The sequence below is a fragment of the Paenibacillus sp. J22P169 genome, from assembly GCF_059691995.1.
Window position 1 is genome coordinate 2,038,920 of the sequence record NZ_JCAUAO010000001.1, and the last position, 19,497, is coordinate 2,058,416.

12 protein-coding genes are annotated in these 19,497 nt (G+C 46.0%); 2 read left to right on the forward strand and 10 right to left on the reverse strand.

The features are described from left to right. Window positions 1–68: 68 nt before the first annotated feature. The 9 genes from AC58QG_RS09705 to AC58QG_RS09745 form a co-directional block, all read right to left on the reverse strand. On the reverse strand, window positions 69–983 hold the full coding sequence (locus AC58QG_RS09705) for a DMT family transporter (protein ID WP_497361843.1): 915 nt from the start codon (window positions 981–983) through the stop codon (window positions 69–71). A 357-nt stretch (window positions 984–1,340) separates the two neighbouring features. After that, window positions 1,341–1,844, reverse strand: coding sequence for a hypothetical protein (locus AC58QG_RS09710; RefSeq protein WP_497361844.1), 504 nt, complete (start codon window positions 1,842–1,844; stop codon window positions 1,341–1,343). Between the two features lie 211 nt (window positions 1,845–2,055). Then, window positions 2,056–3,606: an ABC transporter substrate-binding protein gene (locus AC58QG_RS09715; protein ID WP_497361845.1), complete on the reverse strand. Its 1,551-nt coding sequence runs from the start codon at window positions 3,604–3,606 to the stop codon at window positions 2,056–2,058. 80 nt (window positions 3,607–3,686) lie between these two features. Then, a complete protein-coding gene (locus tag AC58QG_RS09720; RefSeq protein ID WP_497361846.1) occupies window positions 3,687–4,586 on the reverse strand; it encodes a carbohydrate ABC transporter permease in 900 nt (299 codons plus the stop codon). Between the two features lie 22 nt (window positions 4,587–4,608). After that, the gene (locus tag AC58QG_RS09725) at window positions 4,609–5,553 is read right to left on the reverse strand and encodes an ABC transporter permease subunit (protein ID WP_497361847.1); all 945 of its coding nucleotides are present in this window, start codon (window positions 5,551–5,553) and stop codon (window positions 4,609–4,611) included. A gap of 192 nt (window positions 5,554–5,745) precedes the next feature. Beyond that, window positions 5,746–8,082 (reverse strand): AraC family transcriptional regulator, encoded by a 2,337-nt coding sequence (locus AC58QG_RS09730; protein ID WP_497361848.1) that lies wholly within the window; start codon window positions 8,080–8,082, stop codon window positions 5,746–5,748. Between the two features lie 31 nt (window positions 8,083–8,113). Then, the gene (locus AC58QG_RS09735; RefSeq protein ID WP_497361849.1) at window positions 8,114–10,195 is read right to left on the reverse strand and encodes a right-handed parallel beta-helix repeat-containing protein; all 2,082 of its coding nucleotides are present in this window, start codon (window positions 10,193–10,195) and stop codon (window positions 8,114–8,116) included. Window positions 10,196–10,301: 106 nt separating this feature from the next. Beyond that, on the reverse strand, window positions 10,302–11,450 hold the full coding sequence (locus AC58QG_RS09740) for a glycerate kinase (RefSeq protein WP_497361850.1): 1,149 nt from the start codon (window positions 11,448–11,450) through the stop codon (window positions 10,302–10,304). A 30-nt stretch (window positions 11,451–11,480) separates the two neighbouring features. Then, window positions 11,481–12,362, reverse strand: coding sequence for an NAD(P)-dependent oxidoreductase (locus AC58QG_RS09745; RefSeq protein WP_497361851.1), 882 nt, complete (start codon window positions 12,360–12,362; stop codon window positions 11,481–11,483). A 224-nt stretch (window positions 12,363–12,586) separates the two neighbouring features. On the opposite strand from AC58QG_RS09745, the gene AC58QG_RS09750 reads away from it, so the two are divergent. Then, window positions 12,587–14,116, forward strand: a complete 1,530-nt coding sequence (locus tag AC58QG_RS09750) for an MDR family MFS transporter (RefSeq protein WP_497361852.1) — start codon at window positions 12,587–12,589, stop codon at window positions 14,114–14,116. 64 nt (window positions 14,117–14,180) lie between these two features. On the opposite strand, the gene lacZ is transcribed toward AC58QG_RS09750, so the two are convergent. Continuing rightward, complete coding sequence (lacZ, locus tag AC58QG_RS09755) at window positions 14,181–17,330, reverse strand: beta-galactosidase, LacZ type (RefSeq protein WP_497361853.1); 3,150 nt, start codon at window positions 17,328–17,330, stop codon at window positions 14,181–14,183. Between the two features lie 132 nt (window positions 17,331–17,462). Here lacZ and AC58QG_RS09760 point away from each other — a divergent pair, with 132 nt between their 5' ends. Beyond that, a complete protein-coding gene (locus AC58QG_RS09760; protein ID WP_497361854.1) occupies window positions 17,463–18,299 on the forward strand; it encodes an AraC family transcriptional regulator in 837 nt (278 codons plus the stop codon). Window positions 18,300–19,497 lie beyond the last annotated feature (1,198 nt).

Here is a 19,497-nt window from a genome sequence, read left to right on the forward strand (position 1 = left end):
TTTCCAAGTATATGCTTATAATCTGGGACATTCACCCTATTTTTAGCACACTTCGAGATCAGTTTGATTTATTTCGAAAGAAAGAGGCGAACTTGCTTCTTCATAGCCAAATTCGTCATGTACACGCCCAATACAATTGAGAAGGCTCCTAACAGATGATATAGCTGCAAGGACTCACCGGTAAAGGTGGTTGCAAATATCGCGCTAAACAAAGGGATGAAGTTAAGAAAGCCTGCACAACGCTGAGGACCGACAAGCTCTATCGCTTTATTCCAGCTCAGAAAAGCGACGATGGACGCAAAGATTCCTACATACAATAACCCGCTCACCAAAGCGGGACTCCATGAAACGTGAGGTGCCATGATGATCCACTCGATGGACGAACTTGGAATCAACACGACAAGCGCAACAGTTACTTGAACCAGCAAAAAGGGACTTGCAGGGAATCTTCCTGCCATCTTTTTCATACCCACCGAATATAACGCCCAGCATAAGACGGCAATCAGCATGAACCAGTCCCCTTTATTCACAGATAACCGGAGAAGTGCAGATAAATCCCCCTGACTTATGATCCAGCACACACCTAGGATGGACACACCAATTCCCGGCAGCGCCCACCAAGCAAGTCTTTCTCTCATAACAGCCCAGGTGATAAGGACAACGAAAATAGGTGTCGCTGAATTCATTAATGACGCATTGATAGAGCCCGTGTATTGGACAGCGACATACGTTAGTGAGTTAAATCCCGCTACACCTGTCAAGGAGAGGAACAGCACCATTTTCCAATTAGCTAGAAATTCATGTTTAAGTCGCCAGGCTGTTTGGCCAAAAAAGGGTAGTAAACATAAGAAAGCAATACCCCAGCGACCTGCTGCCAATGTGATGGGAGGAATATGTAAGACGAGCGCCTTACCTGCAACAAAGTTCCCTCCCCAAATGCAGGTTGCGAGAATTAATAATAGGTACGGAGATCGTTTCAGCATGGCATGCGTAGCTCCTTTAGTTGACGTGATGAATTTCTTAGATGGGACTGCGTCCACAGACTCGAATAGCCCTCTGGAAAAAGATACATGCTAAAACATGGTATTGGCAAGCATTTATATAGGATGTCACTCTGTTACATATGGAAGATCCTTTCAATTAATGACACGAATGGGCTTGTCCAATATTTAGGGAACAATAAGTTTACGTTTACACGGCTCCATCAACCTTTATTATTTTCTACTTTTCGTTAGACGAGGCTTGGAACAATAAAAAATTGGGATACCGTCTATCCGACGTTGGACATCCAAGTAAAAGGTTGATAGCGGTATCCGCGACTACGGTATGATTCGTTGAGTCTATACATCCTCATCCAGAAAACGAACCTCACAAAAACAGCCGAGGGGAATCATCTCTCGCAAATAGAGCAGCATGCTTCCTTTCTCATGCTCTTCCATTCGCTTAAGCGCATCAAAATCAAAATGGATAATACTATTGATGACATCATAATGCTTAAAGCGTAAACGACCATAAGGAAATTGCCGATTAATCGCGGCTAGAATGCCATATTGATTTAAGTTCGAGCGTAGTGCCGTTTGAACAATATCGACAGGCACTTCTTCCAGTAATGGCACTTTATCTGAGCGAACCGCACAATACGCCTTTACTTGAAATACGACGTACGGGTACAAGTAAGCGTTTGCATACTTTTCCACATTGAGCGCATCCTGCTTCGTTAGTTGCAAATCCTCCGTCCATGCATAAATCGTCGCCTTATATTTATCTGAAGTGTGAATTCGGATGTACCTTATATGGGGAAAGCGCGTTTTCACAAGCTGTTCCGATAAGAGCCGTGTTCCCACCAAGATCACCTCTTTCATTTCTGCTTTTTTGTATGATTAGTATATGCTTGAAAATAAAAACAGCCATCCTTTTACTTTGAAAAGGTAGCTGACTTGGTCACCTCGTTTACTCATCTATATTCGAGAGCTTGGCCTAATATGATGACGCGACAGCAAAAGCCGTCCCATAAGGTCAAATGACCCCAAGGGACGGCTTCTTTCTCTGCGCTTCCTATAAGCCTTTGGCTTTCAAGAAAGCTTGCCATTGCTTCGTCGTTTCCGCATCAATTTTATCTTGACCAGCCGCTTTCAGCTTGTCGATATATTTCTGCAGTTGATCCGCAGGATCTACGGCGCCTGTTTCAAGTGCAACTTGGAACTCGTTATCGACAGCAGTTACATTGGCAACCTCAGATTTGATGGTGTCTCGATTCACATCAAAGCCGTAGGAGGCAGGGACCATGGCGCTTTCGTTCAATTTAATCGTTTTGTCCCATACATCTGGCGTTTGTGCACCTTTCAAGAAGGCATTAAATTGATTACCGAACACCCAATCTACATTCGGCGCATAGCCGGAATCCTTGATCGGTTCAATATATTTGTCATCCTTCTTCGTATAGTGCTTGCCTTCCACACCATTCGAAATCAGATTGTATAACACTTTATCCGTGTTCAGAAGGTTGATAAACATGAGAGCGCGTTCTGGATTTTTGGACGTTTTGGAAATAACCTGCATGGCGCTCGCAACACCTGTAAAGTAAGAATCTGAAATCGGTACATACACGACAGCATTGTTGCCATTGTTAGCCATTTCATCCACTTCGCCGCCTGGTTTCGTTGTAAACTCAAGACTGACAGCCACTTTCCCTTTTTTCTTGAGATCTGTAATGTTTTTCAACAGCGGTGCATCCTCGTTGATATAGCCAGCTAGTGACCATTTGTGCATCGTCGTGAAGAAGTCCTTCTTGTTCTGCAGCTGCTGAATTTTCGTGATGGATGCGTACGTCTTGTCATCCTTTTTGTAAGCAACCGCAAGACCATCTGCGGCAACCAAGTTAGGATCCGTATAGAGGCCCCATGAATTCTGTGCCATCCCGAAAGGAATAACATCCTTTTCGTTATCCTTGATTGTTTTCAAGAAAGGCTCGATATCTTTATATGTCTTAATCGAACTAACATCCAATTTATATTTATCAACGAATTGTTTTTGAATGACGAGACTTTTCGTCTTGGCAGCAATTTGATAAACAGGGAAGCCATAGACTTTGCCATCGGTCGCTTTCATGTCTGGCCAGAATTTATCTGGAATGTTCTTCCGCGCTTGAGGCGCATATTTGCTGATCATCGCATCCGTTAGCTCCAAGAGAGCACCTTTATCGATGTTCGGCTGATAGCTAAGAAGCCAATATTTCGAGCCCCATGCCACATCGAAAGCTTCACCGGAAGCCATGATTGTATTCAATTTCGGATCATACTCATCAAAGGAAAGAGGCTTCAAGTCTACCGTAGCATTGATTTTACTCTTCACATATTTGTTGATTTCCTCATTTACGAGAGCCTGATCTTTTCCTGGTGGATTACTTGGATAATAGAATGTCAATTTAACTTCAGGCAGCGTGCTTGGTGCAGGTGTGGCGGGAGTCGCGCTTGTCGATGCTGCAGGTGTTGTTGCCGCCGGTGATGTCGTTTCACTTGCCGTGTCGGTCTTGCATCCAGCCAACACAGTCATACTCAGAAGTATCATGGCTACACTGCTCAGGTACATTTTTTTTCCTTTTTTCAACCTTCACACCTCCATATTAATAACCCCTAGTATCATCAGATCCATCAAAAAAACCTTACAAACGCAACCCTCACCTCCTCTCAGCTTTTTAATGAGCCTACCGTAATCCCTTTCACAAAGTACTTCTGGAAAAAAGGAAACATGATCATCATCGGGCCGCCCGCGACCAAAGCCATGGCCATCCTAACAGATAATGTCGGGAAGTTCGCGAACTGTAATTTACTTGCAGCCTCGGCCAGAGGCGAATTCGCTAGAAATTCAATTTGCGATAAAATACGTACAAGCAACAACTGAAGCGGTACATATTTGTTATCATCAATGAACAACAAAGCATTAAACCAATCATTCCAATAGGCAAAAGAAATGAATAAGCCAAGTGTCGCTAACGCCGGTGTAGATAGCGGTAAAATAATGCGATAGAAAATGCGAAGCTCGCTAGAACCGTCAATCTTGGCCGATTCGATAATTTCCATCGAAATTTTATCGAGATAGCTTTTCATAATGATAATATTGAACGGATTCATAAGCAGCGGAATGAGAAGTGCAAGAATGGAATTTTTCAGATGGAGGTACTGTGTCATTAGGATATAGAACGGAATGGTGCCTCCATTGAACAACAACGTGAAGAAAATATAGAACGTAAGCGGTCGATGATAGCGAAAGTCGCGTCGCGACATCGGGTATGCCGTCAATGTGGTTAGTAACAATGAAAGCACGGTTCCAGCAATCGTAATGATAATCGTAACCCCATATGATTTCAGCCAAATTTCCGGTGATTTCAAGACGATTCGGTACGCTTCCAAGCTGATCTCTTTCGGAATGAAACGATAACCGAATTGAATTAAGCTGTTCTCCGAAGTCAGCGACACCGCAATAACGAGCACAAAGGGGATGATCATCAACAGACAGATGAGCGTAAAGAATACATGGATATACCATATCGATGCCGGTTTTACTGGTTTTGCTAGTGCAAGCTCCATAAGACTCCTAGGCCCTCCCCCATTAAAATAGTGCGTTATCTTTATCGATTCGGCGAACCGCTGCATTAGCTGACACAATGGTAATTAATCCTACGACCGATTGCAGAAAACCTACAGCCGCCCCTGAATTGATATCGCCAAGCTTCGAAAGGGCACGGTACACATACGTATCAATGACATCTGTTGTCGCCATATTGGCTCCTACATTGTTCGGCACAAAATAATGCAACCCGAAATCGCCCCGGAAAATGTTGCCTAAGCCTAAAATAAACACAATGATAATTAACGGCTTCATGAGGGGCAGTGTGATTCTAAAGATCATCTGAACGCGCGAAGCGCCATCTAATTTGGCCGCCTCATAATATTCCGTATTGATTCCGACGATTCCCGCATAGTAGATTAAGGTCGAGAAGCCAACACTTTTCCAAAGCGCCACCACAGGCAAAATAAATAGCCATGGCGTTGTTTCTAAGTACCATTTGTGCGGAGAAAGCCCGATGGTTGTCAGAAAGCTATTGAGGTACCCGCTTTTATGTTCCAAGAAGGCGTACGTAATGTAACCGACTAAGACAAGTGAAATAAAATACGGTAGAAATAATGTGGTTTGATACACTTTTACCATGCGCCCGCTTACCTCATATAACAAAATGGATAAAATTAGCGCTGCCAGTGTGCCGAGTACGATATACGTCATGTTGTACAAGAGGGTGTTTCGGATGATTCGAAAGGCATCTTGTGACTTAAATATAAATTCGAAATTTTTGAAGCCTACCCATTTGCTCCCCAGAATCCCTTGATCATACCTGAAATACTTGAAGGCCAAGATGAGTCCGATCATAGGTAAATACTTTATGACCAGTTCGAACAAAATGCCTGGTATCGCAAGCAACAGCAGCTCTCGATTCTTCCGCAGGTGTTTGAACTCCTGAATGAGCCATCGTTTTTTGATTGGACGTGATTTCATCATTGTGCTCCTCCTCCATATTCGTATCTTGCCACAGGATAAAGCGTTTACATAGCGTAAGATTTCCGAATTCATGTACAATGCCTATGTACAATGTTCGAATTACTCTCTTTTTTACCAACGAAAAGTACAAAACCGCCCTTCCATGCACCAATTGGTGGAAGAAGTGGCGGCGAGATGTACACATTTCCCCTCTTATGAAATGGATTTCTTCATGCGGTATTCTTTCGGTGTACTGCCGAATTTGGCTTTGAATAATCGAAAAAAATAACTCGGATTCGCATATCCGCATTTTTCCATAATATCTAAGACTGAATGATCCCCATTCTCAAGTAGCTGTTGCGCATGCTTGAGTCGAATATCGTTGATATACTCGGTAAGCGTTTGCTGGTAACTATCCTTAAATAATTTCCCCAGATAAGCAGATGACAGCTTGACTGTTGCAGCGATAGTTTGTTGGCTGAGGTTGATATCCGCATACTTCTGATGAATGAGTTCTTTGACCGTTTCCAGAATCATGTCATTCCGTTCCACATTGGACGGTTTCTGGCCATCGCAAATTTGTGCACATAAAGCCAGAAGCGCGACATACATCTCCTCTAGCGTCTCTTTCTCCTGCGGGATGTGATGAATATAATCGACGTTGAAGCTCATCTTCGTAACTCGATTTTCCATAATTTCAACGACTGTATATTTGATCACCCAGGCTAAATTCGTTACGGCGCGATGAATATCATGATAATGAAAGGTGGCAAAAAGGGAGAAGGCTTTCTCCAATTCGATACCCGCTTCTGTCATTAACCCCTTCTTCAAGCTCTCCGATAATTTACGCTCAATGGCTTCTGGGATGGATACACGCTTATTTGCATTGTTTTCCTTCACCATTTCACTCGTAATGATGGACCTGTAGCCGAAAATGACCGTATACAAGCTATTCTGCAAGGCTTGGGTATACCCAGAGGACAGCTGAGTAAGCTGTAAAATCGGATCACTGAGCCCACACGATAGACTCAAATCGTAATACGTCTCAATCGTATGCTGGATGTCCCCAAGGATATGAACAATCCTATCCATTTCGCTTGTCGTCGCCTTGTCATTCCGCGATACGATGAGGATGACATGATCTCCCCATACCTCCACGGCTTCACATGGATAGGTCTTGGACATCATTTCCTGCGCAATATTCGTGATGGCAAAGCTATGCATTTTCTTCAAGGAAAGGGCCGTGTTACTTGCATACGATTGGAAACGATCCAAGCGGAGCACGCAAACAAGGATTTCGGAGGGATAGGCAATGTTCAATCGATGCTTTTCAATCAGACTAATCATATCGTGATGCGAAAACATCTGGCCGTCTGTCATAAATTTACGAATGTAATATTTATTGACGATGTGCTCAGAGCTGATTTCCTGCAATGCATGGGACAACTCCAAATAATTCTCACTCATGGCATGCAACTCATCACCTTCGTTTCGCCTTGCGTGTCCATCGCGCGGGTGCTGGAAGCGAATTCGGTGCAGCATATCTTCGATCGGGTGATACAATTTATAAGACAACCAGACCGATATACCAATAGCGATCAGGAGTAGAACGCCAGAAACCAGCAATGATTTCACACGAGTCTGTGTGACTTCCGCCATCAGTTTGTCATACGACTGTACATAGAGAATCGTCCAATTCGGGATTGGATCTGCCATATAGGTAATCATGCTTTTCTTACCGTCTACGTCCCCTATGACGAATCCAGAAGGTTCGTTCGTTGCTAGCTTATGATTCATGATGTAGCTGTGTATGGTGTCTTGCGTCGTTGTACGCGCGTATTCATCAATAAAACGCGAGGAGTATAAGCGTCCTTCCTGATCCGCCATTAGAATATCACCTTGGGATCGGCTTCCCGTATCGTTCATTTTCTTTAAGCTGTCGAAGACCCAATCGGATTTGATATAGAGTACAATGGCTGATTCACCGCGTGAGAAAGGTTTTAAGGAGTCCGTTACAACAAAAGCGAACGCATCGATCTGTCCATCCTCGTGTTCAAGGCTCACGGGGATGAGCCGGGAGGTTTCATGCTTCTGGGAGGGGTCTAGCAGCCAATCTGAAATTTTCTTTTTGGTAACGCCGCCGTCTAAAAGAAAATCGCTCGTGGTCCCGTAAATCTCATTTTGCGTATGATTATAGACGACCATGGAATGTAAGAACGATGAACTGTCCATGATACTGGACATGCGTTGGTAGCTGCGAATTAAGTCCATCTTGGGCAAGGTTTCATCAAACATCAATGGTATGAGCAAGTTATCCTTAAAAACGAAGTACGATAAATGTGTGATGATTTCATTCATGTAGGAGAAATTGTATTGCATTTGCGTGAGGATTTTCAGATTCGAATCCTCCTGAATCCTTTTTACCGACTTCTCCAGCAAATATGTATTGGCGAATGAGGATGCTAATAGCACAATAACCATCGATAACATGATTGAACTTAGTACACGCTGCAAATATTTCTTGGATTTATAGAATCCGAAACCTTTCAAGAATACCAAGCCCCCTCACATTATGGCGATATTACTGTGGTCCTATCTGGGTATCATCAATGTCAACCCAACCAAGTTCATAGGCAGGTGAATCCTGTTGGAGTCGAATCCTTCCCTCCGGTGACAGTATGAACCTAGGATCTGCAATCGTTGTGTGCGCGTCAAACTTACCTCCAAGTAAGGAGCGCCACGCTTGCCAGTCATAGACTTGACGTTTTAGCAAGTCAGCACCCGAAGATGGTAAGGGGAGCATACCAGCAACCTGACAGACGCCTTTAGCCTGATCCTGCCAATAGAGATTCCGATCTGCTTCGGCAAATTTATCATCGCGCCAATTGACGAAATAATAGAGGTAGCCGGAATTATATATGATGTTCCCCTTCACGCTGACATCCTTATTGTCTTCGCCCGCCATTTCTTGTGTGCCAATAGCAGCTATCGCATCGGGATTCGATACGAGTAAATTTCCTTGAATAAGGTTGCCAATGCCTTTGGAAAAAATAAGCATCCAAAGCTTTCCTTCCCCTGTACTATACAGGTGCGTCAACACATTCTGGGTTACGGTAAAGTAGTCCGAAGCATCATCCAAATAAATGCCGAAACCAAATGAAAAATGAATCCCACTATGATGTAAGCGGTTCCCACGAATCGTATTCTGTGTCCCTACACCCCAAGATTCAATCAAACCGCCATCCTGGCTGTCCATCATCACATTCGAAATATCGTTATAGGCGATCTCATTATTCCGCGTATGCAGGAAGTCCCAGTGATTCTCCCAAGTCACCGTTATCCCATAAATAGTTGCTGGCATGACTTTGTGACGTAAGCCTTTCAACGATATGCCATATCGCGGCATATGCGAAATTAGATTATGGGCGATTTCGTTATGTCCGCTTTGATAGAGCAATATCCCGCAGCCATGCCCAATCAGCTCACCACCATACCGAATCACGTTATTTGTTATCCGATGCTCTTTATTCGTGTAGGAGGCAGCCGCTGAAGTGAATTCCCCTTGGAGCGGTGAAAATCCTGAGGCACATATACCCATATATCCTACATGCTCGATGCGATTACCGTTAAATCCGATGTTCCTCGTATGTTGATCCAAGAATATGCCGCAGCTGCCTGAGTTCACGATCTGACAATGTGAGACTTCGATATCCGCCGCGTACTGCATATAGACCATTCCTTCACGATGCTCATCCCGCTCCACATTACTTAAGCCCTCGTCTTCCTGAATCATTTGATAATTCGACCAGAAGTCTGTGCAAGAGAAGTGGAGTCCTTGCAAATGAAGATGCTGAATAGGCTCATCTTGATCGTTGCCTCTCAATTCAATCAGCCTTGTTACCGTTGGTACAATCATCTCTTGTTGTAACGGTGTCCCTATTTTCGGTTTGTAATAGAGCCATCCTTCCTTCTCATCCAAGTGAAATTGACCTGGTACTTGAAGAAAATCGAGCGAGCCTTGGATAAAATAACGCGAGCCTACACCGATATCCCAGATGGAAGGCTGCTGGAATCGTACATATCTGGCTTCCGCATCATGGGATTTCAGGGCTCTCAGCTCTGAAAACCAATTCCACTCTCCCTTCCCAGGCCATACGAATACCTGCGCTTGAGAGAGGTCACTTCCATGCGGAATATCACCTTCGCGGTAGTGAATTCCTTCCGTATAACTTGCCTCTGGTTCCCCCTCTACTTGATAGTAACCCGTTGCCGGAAACCGTGCTTTGGCAATTCGTTCCCCATCCGCATACAGCGTATGGAAGCTCCTTCCAGTCCCCAGCCACGCCCGCCACATGTCTGCGCTATAGGGTTCCCAGTTCGTAACCGCCTTTCCACCCACAATGCTTACAACTTCACCAGGCACATTGCGATAGGTTACACGGTAACCATTTCTCCCGGAATCTCTCTCATCGAATTGCCATGTTTCTTCTAAATAATAGGTGCCGCCGTACAAAAACACGATGACATCGTGACTCATCCCGTTTTGGATGCTGTCCCGAACTGTCATCTGCGCTTTTGTTATGGTTAAAAACGGGGCATCTTTACTCCCATCGTGATCATCATTCCCAGTTGTCGCTACATAGAATTGGGCTTCCAATGTCATGAGCTTACTCCTTTTTACATCATAATAACCTTATTTATGACTAGGAGCCTGTAGGTATACCTCTTTCGTGCGTTTAACGTACTCCTTGTTTATTCGTTGACAAGATCTATTCCTCCTTCTTACTTCCAGCTATAAACGTACGCATCACTTGCTCCGCCTTCTGCGCTAAAAGCTCAGAAGTGCGGCCCATCGCCTCCTGAAGGGTCATCGGACCATTTACGATGCTGTGAATACTTGTCATCCCAGATTCATATAGCTTCTCAATCCCTTGCCCTACGGATCCCGATAAGACGATAACGGGTACGCCAAACTTCGCTGCAGCCTGCGCAATCCCCATTGGCGCTTTGCCTGAGGCCGTCTGCGCATCCGTCTGCCCTTCGCCAGTGAATACGAGCTGTGCATGCTGCAGATGCTCATTCAACTTCGTTATCTCCATCACGACGTCGATCCCTCGCTTCGTCGTGCTCGAGGGGAAGAAAGCCTGAAATGCACCGCCAAGTCCTCCTGCGGCGCCTGCCCCAGGACGATGATGCACAGCAATCCCCGTATGCGCTTCCATCAAATCTGCCCAATGGGTGAGCGCTTCATCGAGCGCTTCAACCATATCCGGTGTCGCACCTTTCTGCGGTCCGAATACAGGGGATGCCCCTTGCGGACCGATAAATGGATTCGTGACATCCGAAGCAATGATAAACCGGGATTCAGCAATACGCTCGTCCCACTTGACGGCATCAATGTGTGTAATGAGAGACAGCGCTTGCCCTCCTGCGCCAATCTCCCGCTCTTCCGCATCTAGGAGCCGTAAACCCAACGCTTGGAGCATCCCGCATCCTCCATCGTTGGTTGCACTGCCGCCAAGCGAAAGGATAAAAGATCGATATCCTTGATCGAGCGCATGTAGAATCAGTTGACCCGTACCAAATGTTGTCGTTAGCATCGGGTTTCGTTGTTCTGCTGGAACTAGCATAAGGCCGGAAGCTGACGCCATCTCTATCACGCACGTGACGCCATCTCCGAGGACTCCATACATGGCCGTCACTTCCTCTTGCAGCGGCCCTCGTACTTGGATAGAAATCTTCTCGCCATGTGTTGCTCGAACAAGACTATCCACCGTGCCTTCTCCCCCATCCGCGATCGGAATGAGGACGGTTTCTGCTTCGGGCTTAGCTCGCAGAATCCCGTCTCTAATTGCCTCGGCTGCCCGTTCTGAGCTAAGGCTTCCTTTAAATGAATCTGGTGCGATGACGATTTTCATAGGTCAGCCTCCAAGTCGCTGCGTGTAAGTTTACTTATTAATTAATTTATACAACGCTTGGGTACCACTATCCTCTTCGCCCATTGCAGCTAATTGCTCATAGAGGGATTTGGCGAGTGAAAGGCCTGGAAGCTCCACGTTCATTTCTTCCGCTGATTGCAACGCAATCTTCATATCCTTGATAAAATGTTTCACATAGAAGCCTGGTGCAAAATTATCAGCAATCATCCGTGGCCCCAAATTGCTTAAAGACCAGCTGCCCGCGGCACCTGTTTCAATGCTTTGCAGTACAGTTGTCGGATTGAGCCCCGCTTTCTTGGCATAGACCAGCGCTTCAACTACACCCATCATATTACTTGCAATGGCAATTTGGTTACACATCTTGGTGTGTTGCCCTGCGCCCGCTTCACCCTGATGGACGATATTCGTGCCGATTTTTTGGAAAATAGGCAGCATCTGCTCGAATACTTCGCGAGCGCCACCGACCATGATGGACAATCGAGCTTCTCTAGCACCGATATCTCCGCCAGAAACAGGAGCATCCAAAGCGAATAACTGACGAGTCAACGCTTCCTCATAAATCCGTTTTGCCAAAGACGGGCTCGAAGTCGTCAAATCGATCAGAAAGCTGCCTGGCTGTGCCATAGCGAGAATCCCATTTTGCCCAAAATATATGTCTTCAACATCGCTCGGAAAACCAACCATGGTCATAATAACCTGACACTTCTGTGCTAATGCCCCAGGCGTCTCCTGCCAAATCGCACCTTTTTCTACAAGCTCCTGCGCTTTCGCTTTCGTACGTGTATAAACATGAACCTCATATCCTGCCCCAATAAAATGTCCTGCCATGCTTTTCCCCATAACGCCTGTTCCAATGAGTCCTATGATGGGTTGTGCTGAATGATTTGTCATATGGATGTCCACCTTTCTCCCGATACCTAGTTGTTCTTTGAATCACCTTTTAAACTTATCACCCTCTCTCCTTCTGGTCAAACTGGGATCGCTTTTCAGGCACAACCTTTCATCGTATTTAGAAAATACATCCTAAGGCTGATATCAAGTTGCACGTGTTGCGTACATATTAAATAGGTAATTGAAACCAATTCAGGTAGAAGAAAGTGAGGAAACGAAACGTTATGTCCACACCAGAGAAGAATAAAGGATTAGGTATTGTCCTTGCAGGGCTTCTACTAGGTATTCTTATGGCTTCTATGGATAATACCATTGTGGCAACGGCTCTGGGGACCATTGTCGGAGAACTAGGCGGATTGGATAAATTCGTATGGGTGACCTCCGCTTACATGGTTGCTGAGATGGCAGGAATGCCGATCTTCGGGAAACTATCCGATATGTATGGCCGTAAGAAGTTCTTCGTATTTGGGCTCCTCGTGTTCATGCTAGGCTCCATTCTTTGCGGTACGGCAGACTCGATTGTCGAGCTTAGTATTTATCGGGCAGTTCAAGGCTTTGGCGGCGGTGCACTCGTACCTATCGCTTTCACGATTATGTTCGATGCCGTCCCTCTGGAATCTCGAGGTAAACTTGGCGGCTTGTTCGGGGCCGTATTCGGCATGTCGAGCATTTTTGGGCCGCTGCTAGGCGCCTATATTACCGATTATATTAGTTGGAAATGGGTCTTTTATATCAACCTTCCCCTTGGACTGCTCGCTTTCATCTTCATTGCCTTCTTCTATAAAGAATCTGTCGAGCACTCTAAGCAACGAATTGATTGGTGGGGAGCCATATTACTTGTCTCTGCCATCGTATCGCTTATGTTTGCACTTGAATTAGGCGGCAAACAATATGCATGGGATTCCGCTTTTATCCTTGGTTTATTCGCACTATTCGCTGTGTTGACGATTACATTTATCTTCATCGAACGTCGAGCCGCCGAGCCGATTATTTCGTTCGCGATGTTTAAGAATCGCTTGTATGCGACAAGTAATGCGGTCGCGATCTTTAGTGGTGCGGCCTTCATTACGGCATCGGTGTATATTCCAATTTTTATCCAGGGTGTATTAGGCGGTACGGCTACGAACTCAGGCTTAGTACTGTTGCCAATGATGCTTGGTACTGTGGTAACGGCAACAGGCGGTGGGTTCTTGATGACCAAATACAGCTTCCGTTCCATCATGATTCCGACAATCGCATTGCTCGTTGTGGGTACCCTATTGCTAACGACGCTATCAGGTGATTCACCGCGGTGGCTCGTGACCCTTTATATGATTGTAATCGGTCTTGGGATTGGCGCTTCCTTCTCCGTCCTCAGTAATGCTGCTATTTACTTATTCGATGCTCGGCAACGCGGCTCAGCCACATCGACCTTGAATTTCCTCCGTTCCCTAGGCATGACGCTTGGGATTACGGTTTTTGGGATTATCCAGAGCCACGCATTTACCAGAAAAATGACAGAAGCATTCTCCGCTGGCGGGCAATCGCCCGTCAATATGCCTGCCGGCGATTCGCATACCTTACTAGATCCTGCCAAAAGACTTGAGATTCCCGCCCCTGTGCTGGACAAAATCACGAGTGCCTTATCCTCATCTATCGTGCTCACATTCGCTTGGACTATTGTCCCTGCAGCATTAGCGCTTGTATTCGCCTTTGCCATGAGTAAAGAACAACTTGATCCTACAAAGGAATTTGAGGGCGCGACTGGGCATTAAAGGATTAAAAGCAAAAAGCCGTTCTACGGGTGAAGCCACCCATGGAACGGCTTTATATGTCTAATTACATACCTTTGAAGGTGAAGGCATATGTGTACGTACGGTTTGCGAATAACGTAAACTCGGGATGTGTTCTTGCTCCCCAGCTATCGTCGCCGCCAACGCCCATCTGCTTGTAGTTCACACGCACAACAACTTTATCACTTACAGGCAGCTTATATGGGTGATCATGCGCTTCCAGCTCCGAAGGTGAGTACGGCAGCGCATTAAGCTCAACCGTTGGCAAACCTGCAATGCGGAGTCCACGACCAGCTGCATTCGTGAGGGTCGCCCAACGAACATCGGTCTTATTGCCACATTCCTGCGGACGCAAATAGGGAACGAATTGCTCTTCAACCGTGCCGCTATGCAGCGCAAGTTTGGCACCTACATTACGATCCCAGTGGTTTTCGTGCGGCCCGCGGCCATACCACGTTAGGTTCTCGAAGGCGGCGTCCAATTCGAACATGACGCCTACTTCTGGGATCTCTGGCAGCTTGTCGCCAGGCGTTAATTGCATGCTAACCTCGACTTCGCCACTGGTAGAAACGGTATAGACGAGCTGCACTTTGGAAGCAGGCTGTGTCGCTAGCTCAAAGCGTACACGAACCTCAGCGCGTCCAGCATCCAGTGATTTCGCTTGCAAGGAAAGGAGCTTGCGTCCACTTCCTGCTCCCTGCCACGGTGCACAACGAATGTGGTGCTGGTTGCCTCGGTCATTATCCGTATAGGCACGCCAGAAGTTCGGTACCGGTCCCGTTTGGAACAGCTCCACGCCTTCGTACAAGTAGGAGGTTATATCCCCTGTCGCAGCGTCAACTCGTAGAGCAAAATTCTCACCTTGAAGCGTAATGCTATCTGCTAAGGTCAATACGTTCACTGCAGTCTCCGTAGAGAGTGCCGCGGCGGATTCTTTCTCCGCTTCCCAATTGCGTGAAAGAGCAGTTGGATGAGTGGATGGCAGGATAAATTGCTCCCAAGCGATTTCGTGACCTTTAGCTCCCCAGATTGTATCGGTCTTCAAGACTAAGCTCAGCGTTAATACGAATTCATCGTTCGGGAAAAGACTTTCAAATGTACTCAGTGCAAGCTCTACCGTCGTTGTTTCGCCAGGTGCAACTGAGTAAGATTCACTTACCACACCGTTAACCGCCGCAACACCATTACGTGCAATTGTCCATGTCCAATCAAATTCATTCAAGTTCGTGAACAAGAATTGGTTTGTCACTTTGATGTGACCTTTCGCCGCATCCACTGCCTCGAACTTCACATTCTGATAGCATTTCTTCACTTCGTGCAGCTTCGGTGAAACCGAGCGATCTGCGAAGATCAAGCCATTGCCACAGAAGTTGCCATCATTTGGCGTATCCCCAAAATCGCCGCCATAGGCTTGATACGTGATGCCATCTGGCGTCGTCGTACGAATGGATTGATCAATCCAATCCCAAATGAATCCGCCCTGCAAGACTGGATATTTGTCGAACAAATCCCAGTACTTAAACAAATTACCGCAGGAGTTCCCCATCGCATGGCTGTATTCACAAAGAATAAACGGCTTTTTCGGCTTGTTGTTCGCGTATTCTTCGATGGTCTCAATTTTCGAATACATATGACTTTCCATATCCGATGCACGATCAGAGGCACGCCAGTGGAAGACGCCTTCGTAATGAACGACACGGGAAGGATCAGCTTCACGGAAGAAATCATGCATTTTCAAGAAATTGTCCCCGCCTGAGGACTCATTGCCTAACGACCAAATTACGATGGAAGGATGGTTCTTATCTCTTTGCAGCATCGAATTCGCACGATCCAGCACCGCTCCCGTCCATTCTGGTCGGCTCCCTGGCACCGATTCACCCAACTCTTCCTGCTTATAGGTCCAAGAACCGTGCGTTTCCAGATTCGTTTCATCAATCACATACAAGCCATACTCGTCACAAAGTTCATACCAGCGCGGATGATTCGGATAATGGGAAGTCCGCACAGAGTTAATATTGTATTGTTTCATGAGCAAAATATCAGAAAGCATGCTTTCCTCTTCAACGGAACGTCCGCGATCACGGTCAAATTCATGGCGGTTCACACCTTTGAATTTGATGACTTCGCCGTTAATTTTCATCAAACCGTCTTCGATTTCAAACTTGCGGAAGCCTACTTTACAGCTCTCCGTCTCTAAAAGTGTACCTTCTTCATTCCATAAACGAAGAACGAGCGTATACAAGGATGGACTTTCTGCACTCCATTTGGCTGGACGATCGATGTGAGCAGAGAATTCCACCGCTTGTTTAGCCGTACTGCTCGTTTGAATGCCAACTCGAAGCGATTCCTCCCACAGAGCTTGCTGCTCACCATCGTATAACATCGCTTCAACATGATGCACGCCTTGGCTCAGCAGATCATAGTTGGTGATTGTAGCTTGAATATGCAGCTCTGCATCCTGGTAAGCTGAATCTAGATTCGTATTTACTTTGAAATCAGCGATATGCGCTGTTGGCGTTGTGTACACATATACGTCACGGAAAATCCCGCTTAAACGCCAGAAATCCTGATCTTCTAACCAGCTAGCATCGCTCCAACGATACACTTCCACCGCAAGCTTATTCTCGCCATCGATCAAATAAGGCGTAATATCAAATTCCGCTGGTGTAAACGAATCCTGGCTAAAGCCAACCAGATCACCATTCACCCACACATAGAAGGCCGATTCCACACCTTGAAAGCTTAGGTAGACGGGCTGACCGTTCCAACCTTCAGGGATCGAAAAGCTGCGCACATAAGAGCCGACAGGGTTATATTTTACTGGGGCAAATGGAGGCTTGAGATCCTCGTGACCTACCCATGGATAAATGATATTCGTGTACTGCGGGAAGTCAAAGCCCTGCAGCTGCCAGTGCGATGGCACGGGAATATCCGCCCAATTGTTTGTTTCGAAGTCAGTCTTGTAGAAATTCTGTGGACGTCCCTCCGCATTTTCCGCAAAGTGAAATTTCCATGTGCCATTTAAGTTTTGATAAAATTGCGAAGATTCCCGAACTCCTGCCAAAGCTTCTGCTTCTGTATGATAAGGCATTAAGGTGGCATGAGCCTCTAATCGATTCAATTGGAAGATCTCCGGATTATTATTCCACTCGGGGTAACCGTTTTCAGGTGCTGTGTATACAAATTTATTCGCCATAGATGTTATGCCTCACTTTAGGTTATTGGATTATGAATCAACCTGCTTCCCTTATTGTACAAGACAACTATTTCTTTTAAAATATAAGAAACTACGCATCACATATTAAAAAATGAAAGAGCTGAGTCATTCATGGCAATTGATTATAGAAAGTTTTTCGTCATTACCGAAACCGACCGCAAGCTCCCCCTTATCCTCGAAACGATCGGATATGAGCGAGAGCAGCAGTATTATGAACGCGAAGAAGGATATCCGTGCTTTCATTGGCTGCAAACGATCTCCGGCAGTGGCGAAATCATTCTGGACAGCGGTCCCGTTAGACTTGGTGAAAGGCAAGGTATGCTCCTCGCCGGCGGTGTCCCTCATGCTTATCACGTACCTGAAACTCCGTGGTCAACCTGGTATTTAACGTTTGACGGCGCGCTTGCTGCATCTATCGTACATGCCTTGGAAATCCCTCTCTCCACGCAAATTAGCTGGGGACCTGATACGCCGCTCGCTAGTATTCATGAGTATTACTATCATAAATATCGCGATAGTCACGACTTCACCGGTACCAACGGCTCCCTGGAAATCTATCAATTCCTGACGTTGCTTAAGAAGCACGGCATCCTGAACAAGAGTGCCTCCTTCTCGCAAAGTCATGAGCGGCTTCTGCCGCTGCTGCTCGAGCTCGAACAAAGCTTCGCCGCTGCCCACGTTGGACTAAGCTGGATGGCGACTCAGCTCGGCGTCTCTCCGCAGCATGTGAATACGTTATTTCGTCGTGCTTTCGGACTCTCTCCCTACCAATATCTGCTTCAGCTGCGCCTACAGAAGTCCAAAGAAATGCTGATCGCGCAGCCTGATCTTACCGTTAAACACATCGCAGAGGCTACGGGGTTTCTCGATGCTTCGCATTTCATTTCGACCTTCCGCAAAGCCGTTGGCCAGACGCCGGATGTATTTCGACATCCGTATTTAAAATAAACGTGCCAATAATGGTTGGGATGGTGGTTGGCTTGGTGGTTGAGTGGGCAGGTAGGTGGATAGGTGATTGGCTGAATGGTGGCTGAGTAGACAGGTTGGTGGGTAGGTGATTTGCTGAATGGTGGCTGAGTAGCAGGTTGGCGGGTAGCTGATTGGCTGAATGGTGGCTGAGTAGGCAGGTTGGTGGGTAGCTGATTGGCTGAATGGTGGCTGAGTAGGCAGGTTGGCGGGTAGCTGATTGGCTGAATGGTGGCTGAGTAGCCAGGTTGGTGGCTAGCTGATTGGCTGAATGGTGGCTGAGTAGGCAGGTTGGTGGCTAGCTGATTGGCTGAATGGTGGCTGAGTAGCCAGGTTGGTGGCTAGCTGATTGGTTGGAAGCATAGGACTAAGCGATAGTGGGTATTCAGCCTGCAGCTACACCAAATAACTGGAAAAACTCCATCTATTTTCGCCTATTTCAACTCATTTTGGAAATTAGATGGAAATAGTACAGCTATTTCTGGGGATTCTTTCCTCTTTGACGCAAAAGCTTGAAATTAACTGTACTTTTTACAGTTATTCGAATTCAATCGACGATCCGCGTGAAATTAGATGTATGTTTTCCAGTTATTTTGTCGGAGGGTTCGATATTCTTAGCATAGGGTAGCTAAGCATAGTTGCTCTGGAGCAGAAAATTAGCCCAAATTTGCTTGGCAGGCATTAATTGAAGTCGATGTAGCGATGTAGCTGCTGGGATTAATGTAGTTAATGTATCTGATGTAGTTGAGGTAGTTGAGGTAGTTGAGGTAACCGATGTAGTCGATGTAGTTGAGGTTGTTGATGTTGTTGAGGCAGTTGATGTTGCTGATGTGCTGATGTAGCTGATGTTGATGTAGTTGATGTAGCTGATGTTGCTGATGTGCTGATGTTGATGTAGTTGATGTAGCTGATGTAGTTGATGTTGCTGATGTTGCTGAGTTGCCGATGTAGTCGATGTAGCTGATACAGTTTATCGAAATAGAAGTGTTCTTGAAAATAATAGTGATGATACAGAAAACGAGAAAGATGTCCCCTAGTCACTGCCTAATCTTTTCATATTCCAGCATACTCAAATTGCTTACTAGACTTAGCTTCTTAAAATCCCCCTTCCTAGCACAGATTGATAGTAACTTCCACCTCAAACACAAAAAAACCGCCGCGGCGGTTTTTGATACATATA